The organism is Mesorhizobium sp. M0659 (genome assembly GCF_040320605.1).
In the GTDB taxonomy this organism is placed as follows: Bacteria; Pseudomonadota; Alphaproteobacteria; order Rhizobiales; family Rhizobiaceae; genus Mesorhizobium.
This window is the reverse complement of the sequence record NZ_JAMYPY010000004.1, coordinates 364307-380961: the sequence shown is the minus strand read 5'-3', so window position 1 is coordinate 380961 and position 16655 is coordinate 364307. Positions and strand designations below refer to the sequence as shown.

Here is a 16655-nt window from a genome sequence, read left to right as displayed (position 1 = left end):
TGATTTGGCGCATGACCCCGAAAATCGATTCCGATTTTGGGGGTCATGCGCGAGGTCGGCGAGCATCATGTAGCGGGCGTTGTTGAGATGGAGGTTGAAGTCGATCTCGGTCGGCAGGCAGCGAAAAGCCAGTCGGCTTTCGCTACCGACCGCATAAGGCCACGGCGCCTTGCCGTGGCCATCATGCGCGCAAGGCGCCCCCAGACGTACATGGGGCGCTAGCTCAAGCGGCCTTCTTCACCTCGCCTTTCGCATAGGGATCGAAGCGCTGGTAGAAGGTCTCGCCCTTCTCGGCCAGGTCGAGCAGCAGCTTTGGCGCCTTGAACTCGGCGCCGTATTTCTTCTGCAGGCCTTTGGCTATTCTGACGAACTCCCTGGCGCCGATGCCGTCAATATAGGACAGCGCGCCGCCGGTGAATGGCGCGAAACCAAAGGCGAGGATCGACCCGAGATCGGCCTCGCGCGGATCGGTGACGATGCCTTCCTCCATCACCCGGGCCGCTTCCAGCGCAATGGTGACCAGCAGGCGCTGCTGCAGTTCCTCATAATCGACCTTCTCGGCCTCCAGCTGCGGATAGAGATCCTTCAGGCCCGGCCACAGCTTCTTCCTGGCGGGCTTGGCGGGATAGTCGTAAAAACCCTTGCCGTTTTTGCGGCCGAAGCGGCCATGGGTGTCGACCAGCGTGTTGATCAACGCCATCTGCCTGGGGTCGACGGCCCTGTCGCCGAGGTCCCTGATGGTCTGCTTCATGATCTTCTGGGCAAGGTCGATCGCCGTCTCGTCGGTCAGGGCCAGGGGGCCGACCGGCATGCCGGCGGCCTTGGCGGCGTTCTCGATCATCGGCGCCGGAACGCCTTCGATCAGCATCTTGTAGGCTTCCGACATGTAGCGCAGCACGCAGCGGTTGACGTAGAAGCCGCGCGTGTCGTTGACGACGATCGGCGTCTTCTTGATGGCGCGCACGAAATCGATCGCGGTGGCCAGCGCCTTGTCGCCGGTCTTCTTGCCCAAAATGATCTCGACCAGCATCATCTTGTCGACCGGCGAGAAGAAGTGGATGCCGACGAAATTCTTCGGCCGCGCCGAATTCTTGGCCAGTGCGGTGATCGGGATGGTCGAGGTGTTGGAGGCGAAGATCGCCGACGATTTCAGCACGGCTTCGGCCTGCTCGGTGGCAGCCTTCTTGACGGCCGAATCCTCGAACACCGCCTCGACCACCAGATCGCAGCCGGCGAGATCGGCATAGTCGGCCGACGGCGTGATCAGCGACAGAAGTCTGTCCTTCTCCTCGGGCTTGACGCGGCCCTTCTTGACCTGATCGGAGATCAGGCTGTCGGAATGCGTCTTGCCCTTTTCGGCCGACGCCATGTCGCGGTCGAGCAGGACGACCGGGATGCCAGCCTTGGCGGTGACAAAGGCGATGCCGGCGCCCATGAAGCCGGCGCCGAGAATACCGATCTTCTTGAACTTGGTCTCCGGCACGCCGGCCGGGCGGCGGGCGCCCTTGTTGAGCTCCTGCAGCGAGACGAACAGCGAGCGGATCATCGCTGCTGCTTCCTTCGACTGCATGATTTCGGTGAAATAGCGCTGTTCGATCCGCAGACCGGTGTCGAACGGCACCAGCAGGCCTTCATAGACGCATTTCAGGATCGCCGCGGCGGCCGGATAATTGCCGTAGGTCTCGCGGCGCAGGATGGCGATGGCCGGCGGCCACAGATTGAAGCCGGCCGGCGTATAGATTTGGCCGCCAGGCAGCTTGAAGCCCTTCTCGTCCCAGGGCTGGACGGCTTTCAGGCCGTTCCTGATCATCGCCTTGGCGGTCTCGATCAGCTTGCCGGGTTCGGCGATCTCGTGGATCAGCCCCATCGCCTTGGCTTTCTGCGGCGACAGCGTCTGGCCGGTGGTCAGCATCTGCAACGCCTGCTGCTGGTCGGTCAGGCGCGGCACGCGTTGGGTGCCACCGGCGCCGGGGAAGATGCCGACCTTGACTTCCGGCAAGGCCATCTTGACCTTTTCGGAGTCAGCGGCAACGCGGCCATGACAGGCCAGCGACAGCTCGAACGCGCCACCCATGCAGGTGCCGTTGACCGCCGAGACCCAAGGCTTGCCCGACGTTTCGAGCTTGCGCCACAAGCCACCCATGCGGCCGGCATTGTCGAACAAAAGCTGTGCCGCCTTCTCCGGGTCCTTGGTCTTCTCCTTGGCAAATACGGCCAGCATCTTCTGCAGCATGGTCAGGTCGGCGCCGCCGGAGAAGCTGTCCTTTCCCGAGGTGATCACCGCGCCCTTGATGGCGGCGTCGGCCACCACATGGTCGATGATCTTCTCGAGCTCGTTCATCACCTCTTCGGTGAAGACGTTCATCGAGCGGTCCGGCATGTTCCAGGTGACCAGCGCGATGCCGTCTGCGTCGGTGTCGACCGTGAAGTTTGTATAAGTCATGTCTCTCTCCTTCCGGCCGAAAATCAGACGCGTTCGATAATCGTTGCGGTGCCCATGCCGGCGCCGATGCAGAGCGTCACCAGAGCGGTGTTCAAATCGCGGCGCTCGAGCTCGTCCAGCACCGTGCCCAGGATCATCGCGCCGGTGGCGCCGAGCGGATGGCCCATGGCGATGGCGCCGCCATTGACGTTGATCTTGTCGTGCGGGATTTCGAATGCCTGCATGTAGCGCAGCACCACTGAGGCGAAGGCCTCGTTGAGCTCGAACAGGTCGATATCCGACAGCTTCATCTTGGCGCGCTTCAGAAGCTTCTCGGTGACGTCGACCGGACCGGTAAGCATCAGCACCGGCTCGGAGCCGATGTTGGCAAAGGCGCGGATGCGGGCGCGTGGCTTCAGGCCCATCGTCTTGCCGGCCTTCTTCGAGCCGAGCAGTACGGCGGCCGCACCATCGACGATGCCGGACGAGTTGCCGGCATGGTGGACGTGGTTGACCTCTTCGACTTCCGGATGCTTCTGCACGGCGACCGCGTCGAAGCCGCCCATTTCGCCAGGCATGACGAAGGACGGGTTGAGCGAGGCCAGCGACTGCATGTCGGTCGACGGCCGCATATGCTCGTCATGATCGAGGATGGTGAGGCCGTTCTGGTCCTTGATCGGTATGACGGAGTTCTTGAAACGGCCATCGGCCCAGGCCTTGCCCGCACGCTTCTGGCTCTCGACCGCATAGGCATCGACGTCGTCGCGCGAAAAACCGTATTTGGTGGCGATCAGGTCGGCCGAAATGCCTTGCGGCACGAACCAGCCGGGCAGGCCGACGGACGGGTCCATGAACCACGCGCCGCCCGAGGCGCCCATGCCGACGCGCGACATCGATTCCACGCCGCCTGCAATGACGATCTCGTCGGCGCCTTGAGCGATCTTGGCGGCGCCGAAATTGATGGCGTCGAGGCCTGAGGCGCAGAAGCGCGAGATCTGCATGCCCGGCGCCTTGTTATCGTAGCCGGCCTCGAAGGCGGCGGCACGCGGAATGACGGAGCCGGCTTCGCCGACCGGATCGACGCAGCCGAAGATGATGTCGTCGACGTTTGCAGTGTCGAGGCCGTTGCGGTCGCGCAACGCTTCAAGCGTCCTGGCCGCAAGCCGCACCGCCGGCACCTCGTGCAGCGAGCCATCCTTCTTGCCCTTGCCGCGCGGTGTGCGCACGGCGTCATAGACATAAGCTTCAGCCATTTGCTTGCTCCTTGCTTTGCCGACGTCGCTCTCAGAGAGAGCGGCCGATCAGCAATTTCATGATCTCGTTGGTGCCGCCGTAGATGCGCTGGACGCGGGCGTCGCGGAACATGCGGGCGATCGGATATTCATTCATGTAGCCATAGCCGCCATGCAATTGAAGGCATTCGTCGACGACTTTTCCCTGCAGGTCCGAGAGCCAGTATTTCGCCATCGACGCCGTCACCGGATCCAGCCCGCCATTGATGTGGCGGGTGACGCAATCATTGTAGAAGACGCGGCCGATGGTGGCCTCGGTCTTCAGTTCGGCGAGCTTGAACTGGGTGTTCTGGAACTCGATGATCGCTTTGCCGAAGGCCTTGCGATCCTTGACGTAGTCGATGGTCAGCGCCAGGGCGCGTTCGATCATGGCGATCGCGCCGGTGCCGATCTGCAGGCGCTCCTGCGGCAATTGCTGCATCAGCTGGATGAAGCCCTGTCCCTCTTCGTGGCCAAGCAGGTTCGAGGTCGGCACGCGCAGATCATTGAAGAACAGCTCCGACGTGTCGTTGGCCTTCAGGCCGATCTTGTCGAGGTTGCGGCCGCGTTCGAAGCCTTCGGCCTCGTCGGTCTCGACGACGATCAGCGAGGTGCCCTTGGCGCCTTTGGCCGGATCGGTCTTGGTGACGACGATGATGAAATTGGCCAGCTGGCCGTTGGTTATGAAGGTCTTGGAACCGTTGATCTTGTACTGGTTGCCGTCCTTCTCGGCCCGCGTCTTGACGCCTTGCAGGTCGGAGCCGGCGCCCGGCTCGGTCATGGCGATGGCGCCGATCAGTTCGCCGGTCGCCAGTTTCGGCAGCCATTTCTTCTTCTGCTCTTCCGAGCCGTAATGAAGGATGTAAGGGGCAACGATCGCATTGTGCAGGCCGATGCCGAAACCGTCGACGCCGACATGGCCGATCGCCTCGATGATGGCGCTCTCATGCGCGAAGGTGCCGCCGGAGCCGCCATACTCCTCCGGCATAGAGGCGCAGAGCAGGCCGGCGGAACCCGCCTTGCGCCAGCTCTCGCGGTCGACCATCTCGTTCTTCTCGAACTCGTCGTAACGCGGCGCGATCTCTTCCGACATGAAGCGGTGCGCCATGTCGTAGAGCATGCCGACCTCGTCCGCCGCCCAGGCGGGCTTCGGCAAAGAGAGCACTTCGGCTGGATTTGTCATGCCGTTTCTCCCGCGCCAACGTCCCCCTCCCCCTCGAGGGGAGGGTGGCCGCGAAGCGGTCGGGTGGGGTCGCCGATGACGTGCTCGACCTTATCTTCGGAATTGACGCGGGTTTGGGGCATTGCGCTCATCTCCTACCAAAGCGCCAACCAGCCGGCGCACTGCACGCAAGGACCCCTCCCGGCCCTTCGGGCCACCCTCCCCTCAAGGGGGAGGGGGACGCCAGCCATTTCTAGAACGCTTCCGCAGGCAGCGCCATTAGCGTGTCCGCACCACTGGAAATGCGGGCGAGATGTGCCGATGTCTCGGGCATGATCCGCTCCATGAAGAAGCGCGCCGTCACCATCTTGTTATCGTAAAAAGCCCCATTTTCGTGGACAGATTGGGAGCCATTGGCCCCGGTCTTACCGAGCGCGGCCTTGGCCATCTGCGCCCACATATAGCCCAGCGCGACCAGGCCGAAGAGATGCATGTAATCGGTCGACGCGGCGCCGGCATTGTCGGGCTTGGCCATGCCGTTCTGCACCAGCCACATGGTCGCCGCCTGCAGATCGTTGAGGCCCTTCTTCAGCGCCTTGGTGAAAGGCGCCAGCTTCTCGTCGGCGCGGTTCTCCTCGCAGAACTCGCCGACGTCCTTGAAGAAGGCCTGCACGGCGCGGCCGCCATTCAGACCAAGCTTGCGGCCGACGAGGTCGAGCGCCTGGATGCCGTTGGCGCCTTCATAGATCATGGCGATGCGGGCATCGCGCACGAACTGGCTCATGCCGTGCTCTTCGATGTAGCCGTGGCCCCCGAACACCTGCTGCGCCATGACTGCATGGTCAAAACCCTTGTCGGTGAGCACGCCCTTGATCACCGGCGTCAGCAGGCCGGTATAGTCGTCGGCCGCCTGGCGATCCTTGTCGTCGGCGGAGCGGTGGGCGATGTCGGACTTGATCGCCGTCCACAGCGCCAGCGCGCGGCCGGCCTCATTGAAGGCCTTCATGGTCATCAGCGAGCGGCGGATGTCGGGATGGACGATGATCGGATCGGCTTGTCTGTCCGGCGCCTTGGCGCCAGACAGCGAGCGGCCCTGCAGCCGGTCCTTGGCGTAGGAGACCGCGTTCTGGTAGGCGATCTCGGACAGCGACAGGCCCTGCAGGCCGACGCCGAGGCGGGCTTCGTTCATCATCGTGAACATCGCCTTCAGGCCGCCATTGGCCTCACCGAGCAGCGTGCCTTCGGCCTCGTCATAATTCATGACGCAAGTCGAATTGCCGTGTATGCCCATCTTCTCCTCGATCGACCCGCAGGAGAGCGTGTTCTTCTCGCCCGGATTGCCCGAGGCATCGAGCTTCAGCTTTGGCACGATGAACAGCGAGATGCCCTTCACGCCTGCCGGCGCGCCTTCGATGCGGGCCAACACGAGATGGACGATGTTTTCCGACATGTCGTGCTCGCCGGCCGAGATGAAGATCTTCTGGCCTGAGATCTTGTAGGTGCCGTTGCCGTTCGGCACCGCCTTGGTGCGCAGCAGGCCGAGATCGGTGCCGCAATGCGGCTCGGTCAGGTTCATGGTACCGGTCCAGGACCCCTCGACCAGCTTCGGCAGCCATGTCGCCTTCTGCTCGTCGGTGCCGTGTGTGATGATCGCAGCGATAGCGCCTTGAGTCAGGCCGGGATACATCATCAGCGCCATGTTGGCCGAAACCATGTATTCGGCAACCGCGGTGTGCACGGCATAGGGCAGCCCCTGGCCGCCGAACTCGACGGGCGCCGCCAGTCCCATCCAGCCGCCTTCGCGATACTGGTCGTAGGCTTCCTTGAAGCCCTTCGGCGTAATCACCGAGCCGTCCTCATGGCGCACGCAGCCTTCGATGTCACCGACGCGGTTCAGAGGATGCATAACGTTTTCGGCAAGCTTGGCGCCTTCGGCGAGGATCGCCTCGACAACGTCGGGCGTCGCGTCGGCAAATCCGGGAAGGTTAGAGTAGCGCTGATAACCCAGCACCTCGTTGAGCACGAACAGCGTGTCCTGGACCGGCGCCCTGTAGATCGGCATGTGTTTCCTCCACCATGCGGGTCTTGGCCGCGAGATCGGGCCCCGAAACATGAGGTTGGGGCGGCATGCGGGCCAATGTTGAAAGCGGGATAGCAAAAATTGACGTTTGCGTAAACGTCAATTTTGTCGCCGGGACAAAATTTACCTATGCCAGCCTATCGGCACGAGCGGTGCATGGCTTTGTGCAAAGCGAGGGGGGTCAAACAAAAAGAGCCGCGCGGGCGGCCGCGCGGCTCTTAAGTTCAAAGCTTTCGCCGGGAGCTGCGGAGCAAAATCAGCTGGCGGCGCTGGCCGGGGTCGAACGCTCGGACAGCATCTGGCGCACGGCCGACATCGAGCCGCTCAACTCGTTGATGGCGTCGTCGATCAGCGCGCGCTGCTTCTGCAGGCGGGCAAGCTGCTTCTCCGACTTGTCGAGAGCCAGCCGCAGCTGCTTGGTGTTGGATCCCGTCGGATCGTAGAGATCCATCATCTGCTTGACGTCGCGTAGCGAGAACCCGACCTTGCGGCCGAGCAGGATCAGCTTCAGCCGCGCCTTGTCGCGACGCGTGTATAGCCGCGTCGCCCCATCGCGCTTTGGATTGAGCAGGCCCTTGTCTTCATAGAAACGCAGCGTGCGCAGCGTCACGCCGTATTTCTTGGCCATCTCGCCGATGCGCACGAGCTCCTCACTGGCTTCGGCAGACATATTGTTGGTGTTGGCCGCGGCTTCGCCGGGCGAAACAAGTTTCATAGTCACTGGCTTTCCCCTGTCGTGGCATCGCGGTCTCGGACCTTGCAACGCCTGAGTGGAAGCGGGGGCATGCTTCCAGTCGTGGTTTCAACTAATTCATCGCAAAAGGCACGAACGGCGCCCCTCTTACGTTTACGTCAATTCTATATCGATAGCCGCCGCATGACGCAAGGGCGTTCTGGGATGCGAAACCTTATGCCGCACCCCCGGCGCCGGGTTCGAACGGGCACCGTCTGTATTTCAGCAATGCCGTAACTTCTTAAGCTTGGTTAACACCTTGTTTACCACGATGGGTGAAATGTGCGGATGTCGGTCACCCGTGTTTATCCTGTAGCGAATTTTTCACGGTTTTTCGGAGAGCGGGCCTGGCCCGGGAAGCTCGTCTTCCGCCGCAGCAGTGCCGCGCGGCCGCCTTCGTTCCCGACAAGGACTTGGGAAACTGGCAGCAAGCCGGCCATTCTGAAAAACGGACGCATCGATGAACAGCAAGCGGTCCTATCTCGATACACTCAACGCCGGCAGGCCGCGCAGGCCGAACACCACGCTCGATGAATTGAACCGCTCGCTGGAAACGCTGGAGCAGCGGCTGGAGCGCAAGCGCGAGGACGCCGCCGAGCGCTTCGATCCGCGCCGGCCCGCCCCGGAGCCGCGCTACGCAAGCGCCCAGCCCTACGCCCCGCCGCGCTGGTACGAGGACCCGCAGCCCACGCCGCGGCCGAAAGGCGCGGCGCCGGCCGGCTTCGACCAGAACTATCAGGCGATCGCCCGCGACATCGACCGCGTGCGCGGCCAGGAAGACAGCGTCGCCGTGGTCGGCAAGATCGCCGGCGAATTGCGTGGCCTGCGCGAGGAACTGCGCCATCAGATGACGGCCGGCCTGCAGCGCGAATTCGCCGCGTTGCGCAAGGACATCGAACGGTCCTTCCAGGCGAGCAACCAATCGGGTGGTCAGGCAGGCGGCTTGCCCGGCAAGGGCAGCGCCGAACTCGGCGTCGAATTCGAGCGGCTGTCCGGCGCCATCCAGACGCTGGCCGAGAAGAGCGACGACCGAAGCGTCAACATGCTGCGGCTCGAGCTCGAGCAGGTAAAGACGGCGCTCGATACATTGGCGCGCGAGGAAAGCGTGCTGAAGGTCGACCGCCGCTGGGACGATTTCGACCGCCGCTGGAGCGCGTTCGAGGACCGTGTCGACGCCGACCAGCGCAACCGCGCCGACGGCCCCGGATTTTCGGCCCTGACCGACCGGCTCGAACAGATCAGCAATGCGGTCCACAATCTGCCGGAATCGCTGTCGCTGCGCTCGATGGAAGAAAAGGTCCGCACGCTTGCCGGCGCCGTCGATCATTTCGTCAGCCAGCAGAGCAACCGCGGCGGCGACACGCTTGGCCTGATCGACGAACGGCTCGATGAGATTTCGCGCGCCATCGTCGCCTCGACCGTCGCCGCACAGGCCAATTCCTTCGACCCCGAACCGTTCGAGCGCATCGAGAAGCGGATCGCCTCGCTGGCGCAGCAGATCGAGGAAGTCGTGCAGGTTCGTCCGAGCGGCGAGGTTCTCGACCGTCTCAGCACGCTGTCGAACAGGGTCGACGAGCTTGCCGGCCGCGCCAATCTGCCGGAACAGGCGATGGAGCGCCTCGGCAAGCAGATCGAGATGATCGCCGACAAGATCGACCGCGCCCCGGCCATGCCCGACGCCGACTATATCTTCCAGGGTCTGGAACAGCGCTTCGACGTGCTGTCGGGCATGATGGAACGTCGGCAGGGCGATGCCATCGAACAGGGCAACATGCTGTTTCGCGATCTCGAGCGGCGGCTGGACGAGGTTGCCGACCGGCTGGACCAGCGCCAGCCGCAGGCTGACAGCGCCGGCATCATGGACGCCATCGATGCACGCTTCACCGCGCTCGCCCAACGCATGGAGACGCGCATTCCCGATCCTGCCAACGAGGCGGCGATCCGCGGCCTGGAAAGCCGGCTCGAAGACATTTCAAGCCGGCTGGAATCGTCGGCCGCGCAGGTCGCCGGCATCGATCCGGCACTGATCCGCAGCCTCGAGGCGCAGGTCTCCGGCCTATCGGCTCACCTGTCGAAGCCCGGCACTCCGCTGCCGGAATTCGAGGACATCAGCCCGCGCCTCAACGAAATCGAGAAGTCGCTGGCCGGAACCCGCGAATCCATCATGGGCGCGGCACGGGAAGCGGCCGAGAGCGCCGTGCGCTCGCTGGCAGATTCCAACGCCAACACCGCGGCCGTTACCGGCCTTGCCCAGGATCTGAAGACGCTGGAAGCGCTGACGCGCCGTTCGGACGAGCGCAATTCACGGACATTCGAGGCTATCCACGACACGTTGCTCAAGATCGTCGATCGTCTGGGCTCGCTGGAGACCAGCGAACCGGCCGAAGCGGTGAGCGAGCTTCTGGATGCCCATCCCGAGCCGGCGCGGCGGGCCCGCGCTGCGCGCGCCTCCAAGATTTCGGTGCAGGACGCCCCGTCGATGGATATCGACCAGCCGCTGCCGCTGACCGGAGACATGGCCGATCTCGACGGCCGCGCCGCCGCCATCATGCGCAGCGAGCCGGATATGCGCAGCGACTCGGGTACGCGCAGCGACCCGGGTACTCGCAGCGACTCGGGTACGCGTAGCGACCCGGTCATGGGCAGCGAACCAGTGCGGCGCTCGCCAGCCGAGGCTGCCGCGGCCGCTGCCCAGGCAGCGCTCGGTTCCGACAGGATTGCCGAGAAAGGCGAAGGCACGGCCAAGAAGTCGCTGTTCGGTGGATTGGCGCGCGCCTTCAGGGGCAAGAAGCCGGCTGACATGCCGCCGCTTGCCGGCTCGGGGCCCAATGTCGACATGCCGAGCGTCGATCTCGACGAGCCGCTCGATCCGAAGCTCGCCAACCGGCCGTTGGAGCCGGGCTCCGGCGCGCCCGACCTCAACGCCATCATGAAGCGCGTGCGCGACGAGCGCGGCCCGCCGGTGCGCCAAAACTCCGGCGATGCGTCGAAATCCGACTTCATTGCCGCGGCCAGGCGCGCGGCGCAGGCCGCGGCCGCCGAGGCCGACGCGTTGAAACGCCAGTCCACCATGAAGGGCCCGGTCAAGGCGCTTCGTATCGGCGACCTGCTCAAGGCGCGGCGCAAGCCGATCCTGATGGGAGCGGTCGCGATCATGCTGGCGCTTGCCGGCCTCCAGTTGGGCAAGGCCTTCTTCGCCGACCCGGTCGAGGTCGCAAGCAACGATACAGCGCCGATCGTCGCCTCGCAGCCGGTCGAGACTGCTTCGGTCAACGCTGCCAGCCAACCCAAGGCAGACGCGCAGGTGGCCGTGCAGGACGCGCCGGCCCGGACCGTCAGGCAGGCGGAGCCCACGGAACCGGCAGCTGGCAACGATGCGCCGATGAATGCGGCCTCGATCGCCGAGCCCGAAATGCCGGCGGTGGAGCCCGCGCCAGCTCCGGTGGCTCTGGCCGATCCGGCCCCCGCGCCAAATGCAATGCTGCCGACGACCGCCACTGCGGAACCGGCGGCTGCTGACGCGCAGCCTGCGGCCGCCGTCATGGCGCCCTCGGCCTCGGATACGAAGGCCTCGGATACTACCGGCGCCGTTCCGCCGGCTGATGCCGCGGTAACACCTGTCGTGGCCAAGATAGACGTTCCGGCCGATGCAGGCCCGCAAGCCTTGCGCGACGCGGCTGCCGGCGGTGACGCCAAGGCGCTGTTCGAGCTCGGTTCGCGCTATGCTGAATCGCGCGGCGTCAAGGAAGACATGGCGGCAGCGGCCAAATGGTACGAAAAGTCGGCCGAGCTCGGCTTCGCACCGGCGGAATACCGCATCGGCAATTTCTACGAGAAGGGCATCGGCGTCACGCGCGACGTCAAGAAGGCAAAGACCTTCTACCAGCTCGCCGCCGCGCAGGGTAATGCCAGCGCCATGCACAATCTGGCCGTTCTGTTTGCCATGGCCGCCGACGGCGTGACCGACAATGAATCGGCCGCGCACTGGTTTCAGGCGGCGGCCGATGTCGGCGTCAAGGACAGCCAGTTCAATCTCGGCATCCTGGCGGCAAAGGGCGTCGGCATGAAGCAGAGCCTGGAGGAATCCTACAAATGGTTCGCGCTCGTCGCCAAGACCGGCGACAAGGATGCGGCTGCAAAGCGCGACGAGGTCGCCACTGCGCTGCGCCCCGAACAGCTGGAGCGGGCGCGCGCCGCCACGGAACTGTGGAAGCCGAAGCCGCTCGATCCGGCGTCCAACTCGGCCGACATTCCTGAATCCTGGCAGGAAGGCACGCCGCAGACCACCGCCAGCGTCGACATGAAGAAGGCGGTCAAGAACATCCAGCTCATCCTCAACAAGAACGGCTACGATGCCGGCGGCGCCGATGGCGTGATGGGCGGCAAGACCAAGACCGCAATCATGGCTTTCCAGACCGACAACAAGATGCAGGCGACCGGCGAAATCGACGAAAAGCTGGTGAAGGCGCTGCTGGCGCACAAATAACGGCAGATGCGTCGCTAACGCGACGCCCTTGCCATACATTTGCCTGTTAACTGCTTGAGATGTTTTTTGTTTCGGTAGGGCGGCGGGGTTTGATCCCACTGCCCCGCGGTGCAAGAAAGAATTGGCTTTTCGGTGCGACAATGCCCTGGAATGGCTGCAATCGCCGACAGGCAAACTGATCGAGACTGACGGGTGGGCATCTATCTCCCGATCGCGGAAATTTCCGTCAACGTCTTCGTGCTGCTGGCAATGGGCGCGGCGGTGGGTTTCCTGTCGGGCATGTTCGGGGTCGGTGGCGGCTTTCTGATCACGCCGCTCTTGATCTTCTACAACATCCCGCCGGCAATCGCCGTTGCTACCGGCGCCAACCAGGTAATCGCCTCCTCCTTCTCCGGCGCGCTGTCGCACATGAAGCGCGGCACGCTCGACTTCAAGCTCGGCGGGGTGCTGCTGGCCGGCGGCATCGTCGGCTCGACCGGCGGTATCTTTGTCTTTGCCTTCCTGCGCCGGCTCGGCCAGCTCGATTTGTTCATTTCGCTGCTCTACGTCGTGCTGCTTGGCACCGTCGGCGGGCTGATGCTGGTCGAGAGCGTCAATGCGCTGCGCGCGACGCGCAGCGGTGCGGCGCCGGTCTTGAAGAAATCCGGCCAGCACAACTGGATCCACCGGCTGCCGCTGAAGATGCGCTTCAGGGCCTCGAAGCTGTTCGTCAGCGTCATTCCGGTGCTCGGGCTCGGCGCCGGCATCGGCTTCCTGTCGTCGATCATGGGTGTCGGCGGTGGCTTCATCATGGTGCCGGCGCTGATCTACCTCCTGAAAGTGCCGACCAACGTCGTTATCGGCACCTCGCTGTTCCAGATCATTTTCACCTCGGCCTACACCACGCTGGTTCATGCTTCCACCAACCAGACGGTCGACGTCATGCTTGCCTTCCTGCTGATGGCGGGCGGCGTCGCCGGCGCGCAATACGGCGCCAAGGCAGGCCAGAAGCTGCGCGGCGAACAGCTCAGGGCACTGCTGGCGCTGCTGGTGCTGGCGGTCGCGATCCGGCTTGCCATCGATCTCTTCGTCACGCCGCCAAACCTCTATTCGCTGACCGCCGCGGGCCTGAACTGATGCCGCGGTGGGGGATTTTTTCGGCCACCGCCTTGCTTTTCGCCCTCGCTCTGCCGGCGGCAGCGCAATCGCCGAACCCCTTGCCGGAAGGCATCCAGATCGGTCTCTCCACGGACGCCGTATCGATCACCGCCGGTTTTTCCGGCGCCGACCTGACCATTTTCGGTTCGCTGGAAAATCCCGACCCGCTGGTCGCGCGACAGGGGCGCTACGACGTCATCGTCGTGCTCGAAGGCCCGCCGCGGCCGGTGGTGGTGCGCCGCAAGGACCGCGTGCTCGGCGTCTGGGTCAATCTGGAATCCGAGACCTTCGAGAACGTGCCGGTATCCTACTCCGTCGCCACGACGCGGCCGCTGCAGGACATCACCGAACCCAACAGCTACAAGCAGCTGTCGCTCGGCGCCTCCAACCTTTACATGCAGCCGGCCGAGGTAACCGACAGTCCGGCGACGATCGAGGAATTCACCGTGGCGCTGCGCGAGCGCAAGGCGGCGACCGGCCTCTATAGCGAGAATGTCGGCGGCGTGCAGTTCTTGTCGCAGAACCTGTTTCGCGCCACGGTGCGGCTGGCGCCCAACGTCCCGGTTGGAACCCATAAAGCCCGCGCGTTCCTGTTCAAGAGCGGTCTGTTCCTCAAGGAAAGCTCGGCCCAGCTCGAAATCCGCAAATCGGGCTTCGAACAGTCGATCTTCCGCGTCGCGCATGATTACTCGTTTCTCTACGGCGTCTTCTCCGTGTCGCTGGCCATGATCACCGGCTGGCTGGGCAGGCTGATTTTCCGCAGGGATTGACGCGCAGGACCCATTTCCGGGGAAAAGGGGTTCCCCTTTTCTCAGTCTTGCGATAGACCGCCGCCTCCCAACCCTGGGGAAACACGCACAATCAATTTCGGCAGAGCGGTCCGGTTATCCGGATGAGGCGTGGCTTCGACGCTGGCCGCCGCAACGACCCAATGACAGGAGGCTGCAATGCATCAGGCATTTGGCGGCATCGATTTCGGTACGTCCAATTCGACGGTGGGCGTGATCCGCAACGGCCAGGCACAGCTGGTGGCGCTGGAGGGGGACCAGCCGACATTGCCGAGTGCCGTGTTCTTCAACTTCGAGGACGGCCACACCTATTTCGGCCGCCGCGCCATTGCCGACTACACCGATTCCATCGAAGGCCGGCTGATGCGGTCGCTGAAGAGCGTGCTCGGCAGTTCGCTGGCGCATGAGAAGACGCGGATCAAGGCCCGGCAGATCGGTTTCATCGACATTGTCGGCATGTTCGTCGGCCATTTGAAGAAACGGCTTGAGGAAGATGCCGGCGCTCCGGTGGAGAACGTTGTGCTCGGCCGGCCGGTGCAATTTGTCGACGACGATGTGGAAGCCGATGCCAAGGCGCAAAGCGAGCTTGAAAAAGCGGCGCGCGCGCAAGGCTTCAAGCACATCGCCTTCCAGTTCGAACCGATTGCGGCAGCACTCGACTATGAGCAGGACGTGAAGCGCGAGGAACTGGCGTTGATCGTCGACATGGGCGGCGGCACGTCCGACTTCTCGATCGTGCGCGTTTCGCCGCAACGCGCCCGCTCAAGCGACCGCAAGGACGATATCCTGGCCAACCGCGGCATTCATATTGGCGGCACCGATTTCGACCGGCTGCTCAGCATTGCCCATGTCATGCCCAAGCTCGGCTATCTCTCGTCGACAAAAGACGGCAAGCGCAACCTGCCGGCGAGCTATTTCATTGATCTCGCGACGTGGCAACGCATCAACCTCGTTTACACCGCCAAGGCGATGACGCATCTGAGGCAGATCCGCTTCGAGGCCGTCCGCGCCGACCTTGTCGGCCGCTTCATCCATATTGTCGAGCACCGTTACGGCCATGCGCTGGCCGGCCTCGTCGAACGAGCCAAGATCGCGCTGACGGATCAGGCTTCGGCTGATGTGACGGTGGCGCTGCCCGGTGCGCGTTTTGCAGCCGAGATCACGCGCACTGGCCTGGAGAAAACGATTGCAGCCGACATCGAGCGGGTGTCCGCGACGGTGCGGCAGACGATTGCCGATGCCGGCATAACGGCGTCTGCGATCACCGCCGTATTCCTCACCGGCGGTTCGACCGCGATCCCGCTGGCACGGCGTGAAATCCTGTCGCTGGTGCCGCAAGCGGCTGTGATCGAGGGCGACATGTTCGGTTCGGTCGGCCTTGGCCTGGCGCTGGATGCGCAGCGGAAGTTTAGCTAGAGTTCACGATTCGGTTCCCGCCCTCAGCGCCGAGATGCGCCTTGAGCGCCATCTGGGCGAGGCTTGCCTGGCGGTCACGATGGGTGATCATGGCGAAGTCGCGCTTCGGCAGTTCGAGCGGCACCGACCGGAGACTGCCCTCGGCGACGGCGCGTCCGACGACGAGGTCCGAAATGATGGTGGCGCCGGCGCCGGCCTCGATCGCCTGGCGAACCGCCTCGTTGCTCGGCAGCACCAGAAATATCTGCAGGTCGCCAAGCGATATCCCCTCGCGGCGGGCCAGGTCCTCCAGCACCTCGCGCGTGCCGGAACCACCCTCACGGATGATCCAGCGCAGCCCTCTGATATCCGGGCGGCCCGGCGCGATCTCGGCGATTTCGGGATGCGAGGCGGCGACGACCAGCATCAACCTGTCGACGTCGACCTTGGTGCGGCGGAGGATGTCTGACTCGGTGCGCCCCTCGACCAGACCGAGATCGGCGGTGCCGTCGAGCACATTGGCCTCGACCTGCCTGGTGTTGCCGATGCTGACGCTTAAGCGCACCGCCGGGTAGGCCTCGTGGAAAGAGGCCAGCCTGCGCGGCAGCCAGTAGCTGGCGATGGTCAGGCTGGCGGCGATCGACAGGCTGCCGGCGACCGTCTGCGAGACATGTTCCAGCACATTTCGGGCGGCGGCGGCGCGTTCCAGCACCGCCTTGGCCTCGGGCAGGAAACGGTGGCCGGTCTGAGCCAGCTCGATGTTGCGGCCGACACGGTTGAACAGATGAACGCCATGCTGCTCTTCCAAAGCGCGGATGGCCGCCGACGCCGCCGACTGGGAGATGCCCAAAAGCTCGGCCGCCTTGGTCATATGGCCGCGTTCGGCAACGGCAACGAAAATGCGCAACTGGTCCAGCGTCATGTGTGCATTAAGAACCAATTCCGATCGAATTTACAAGAACAACTGATTAGACGGATCGATAGGTTTATTCTACTTTTTCAGTCGAAGTTAGAAAAAATTCGCCAACAAATCGCGGCCAACAAAATGATCGGGCGGTTCAGATCCCTTTTTGCGCATTGGACCCGTGGCCTCAGGCGGCGGCTGGCCGGCGACCGCTATCATCCTGAAGAACACTATATGCGTGGCCCCGGACCGAAGACGCGGGCCAAATTCGCAGGTA

Annotated in this window: 10 protein-coding genes and 1 pseudogene; 4 read left to right on the top strand and 7 right to left on the bottom strand. The window is 63.8% G+C overall.

Annotated features, from left to right (window positions below):
• Positions 1-51 precede the first annotated feature (51 nt).
• The 6 genes and pseudogenes from NKI31_RS31835 to NKI31_RS09400 all read right to left on the bottom strand — a co-directional run.
• Positions 52-212, bottom strand: a pseudogene (locus tag NKI31_RS31835) (thioesterase family protein); the annotation flags it as partial.
• An 11-nt stretch (positions 213-223) separates the two neighbouring features.
• On the bottom strand, positions 224-2443 hold the full coding sequence (locus NKI31_RS09420) for a 3-hydroxyacyl-CoA dehydrogenase NAD-binding domain-containing protein (RefSeq protein WP_352651329.1): 2220 nt from the start codon (positions 2441-2443) through the stop codon (positions 224-226).
• Between the two features lie 23 nt (positions 2444-2466).
• Positions 2467-3675, bottom strand: a complete 1209-nt coding sequence (locus NKI31_RS09415) for an acetyl-CoA C-acetyltransferase (protein ID WP_023669613.1) — start codon at positions 3673-3675, stop codon at positions 2467-2469.
• Positions 3676-3706: 31 nt separating this feature from the next.
• Positions 3707-4876: an acyl-CoA dehydrogenase family protein gene (locus NKI31_RS09410; RefSeq protein WP_023688700.1), complete on the bottom strand. Its 1170-nt coding sequence runs from the start codon at positions 4874-4876 to the stop codon at positions 3707-3709.
• 232 nt (positions 4877-5108) lie between these two features.
• The gene (locus NKI31_RS09405) at positions 5109-6917 is read right to left on the bottom strand and encodes an acyl-CoA dehydrogenase (RefSeq protein WP_023688701.1); all 1809 of its coding nucleotides are present in this window, start codon (positions 6915-6917) and stop codon (positions 5109-5111) included.
• A gap of 274 nt (positions 6918-7191) precedes the next feature.
• Positions 7192-7650, bottom strand: coding sequence for a MerR family transcriptional regulator (locus NKI31_RS09400; protein ID WP_352651327.1), 459 nt, complete (start codon positions 7648-7650; stop codon positions 7192-7194).
• Between the two features lie 478 nt (positions 7651-8128).
• Here NKI31_RS09400 and NKI31_RS09395 point away from each other — a divergent pair, with 478 nt between their 5' ends.
• From NKI31_RS09395 to NKI31_RS09380, 4 genes are all read left to right on the top strand, one after another.
• Positions 8129-12154, top strand: coding sequence for a peptidoglycan-binding protein (locus tag NKI31_RS09395; RefSeq protein ID WP_352651325.1), 4026 nt, complete (start codon positions 8129-8131; stop codon positions 12152-12154).
• A 192-nt stretch (positions 12155-12346) separates the two neighbouring features.
• Positions 12347-13270: a sulfite exporter TauE/SafE family protein gene (locus NKI31_RS09390; protein WP_023730957.1), complete on the top strand. Its 924-nt coding sequence runs from the start codon at positions 12347-12349 to the stop codon at positions 13268-13270.
• Positions 13270-14061, top strand: coding sequence for a TIGR02186 family protein (locus NKI31_RS09385; protein WP_352651323.1), 792 nt, complete (start codon positions 13270-13272; stop codon positions 14059-14061). The genes NKI31_RS09390 and NKI31_RS09385 overlap by 1 nt, the downstream gene beginning before the upstream one ends.
• A gap of 177 nt (positions 14062-14238) precedes the next feature.
• On the top strand, positions 14239-15495 hold the full coding sequence (locus NKI31_RS09380; RefSeq protein WP_352651321.1) for an Hsp70 family protein: 1257 nt from the start codon (positions 14239-14241) through the stop codon (positions 15493-15495).
• Here the strand turns inward: NKI31_RS09380 and NKI31_RS09375 are convergent.
• Positions 15488-16396: a LysR substrate-binding domain-containing protein gene (locus tag NKI31_RS09375; protein ID WP_023681968.1), complete on the bottom strand. Its 909-nt coding sequence runs from the start codon at positions 16394-16396 to the stop codon at positions 15488-15490. The two genes, NKI31_RS09380 and NKI31_RS09375, sit on opposite strands and share 8 nt — an antisense overlap.
• Positions 16397-16655 lie beyond the last annotated feature (259 nt).

Coding starts and splice junctions, on each gene's coding strand:
- NKI31_RS09420 (WP_352651329.1), bottom strand. CDS start 2,443: ATGACTTATACAAACTTCACGGTCGACACCGACGCAGACGGCATCGCG.
- NKI31_RS09415 (WP_023669613.1), bottom strand. CDS start 3,675: ATGGCTGAAGCTTATGTCTATGACGCCGTGCGCACACCGCGCGGCAAG.
- NKI31_RS09410 (WP_023688700.1), bottom strand. CDS start 4,876: ATGACAAATCCAGCCGAAGTGCTCTCTTTGCCGAAGCCCGCCTGGGCG.
- NKI31_RS09405 (WP_023688701.1), bottom strand. CDS start 6,917: ATGCCGATCTACAGGGCGCCGGTCCAGGACACGCTGTTCGTGCTCAAC.
- NKI31_RS09400 (WP_352651327.1), bottom strand. CDS start 7,650: ATGAAACTTGTTTCGCCCGGCGAAGCCGCGGCCAACACCAACAATATG.
- NKI31_RS09395 (WP_352651325.1), top strand. CDS start 8,129: ATGAACAGCAAGCGGTCCTATCTCGATACACTCAACGCCGGCAGGCCG.
- NKI31_RS09385 (WP_352651323.1), top strand. CDS start 13,270: ATGCCGCGGTGGGGGATTTTTTCGGCCACCGCCTTGCTTTTCGCCCTC.
- NKI31_RS09380 (WP_352651321.1), top strand. CDS start 14,239: ATGCATCAGGCATTTGGCGGCATCGATTTCGGTACGTCCAATTCGACG.
- NKI31_RS09375 (WP_023681968.1), bottom strand. CDS start 16,396: ATGACGCTGGACCAGTTGCGCATTTTCGTTGCCGTTGCCGAACGCGGC.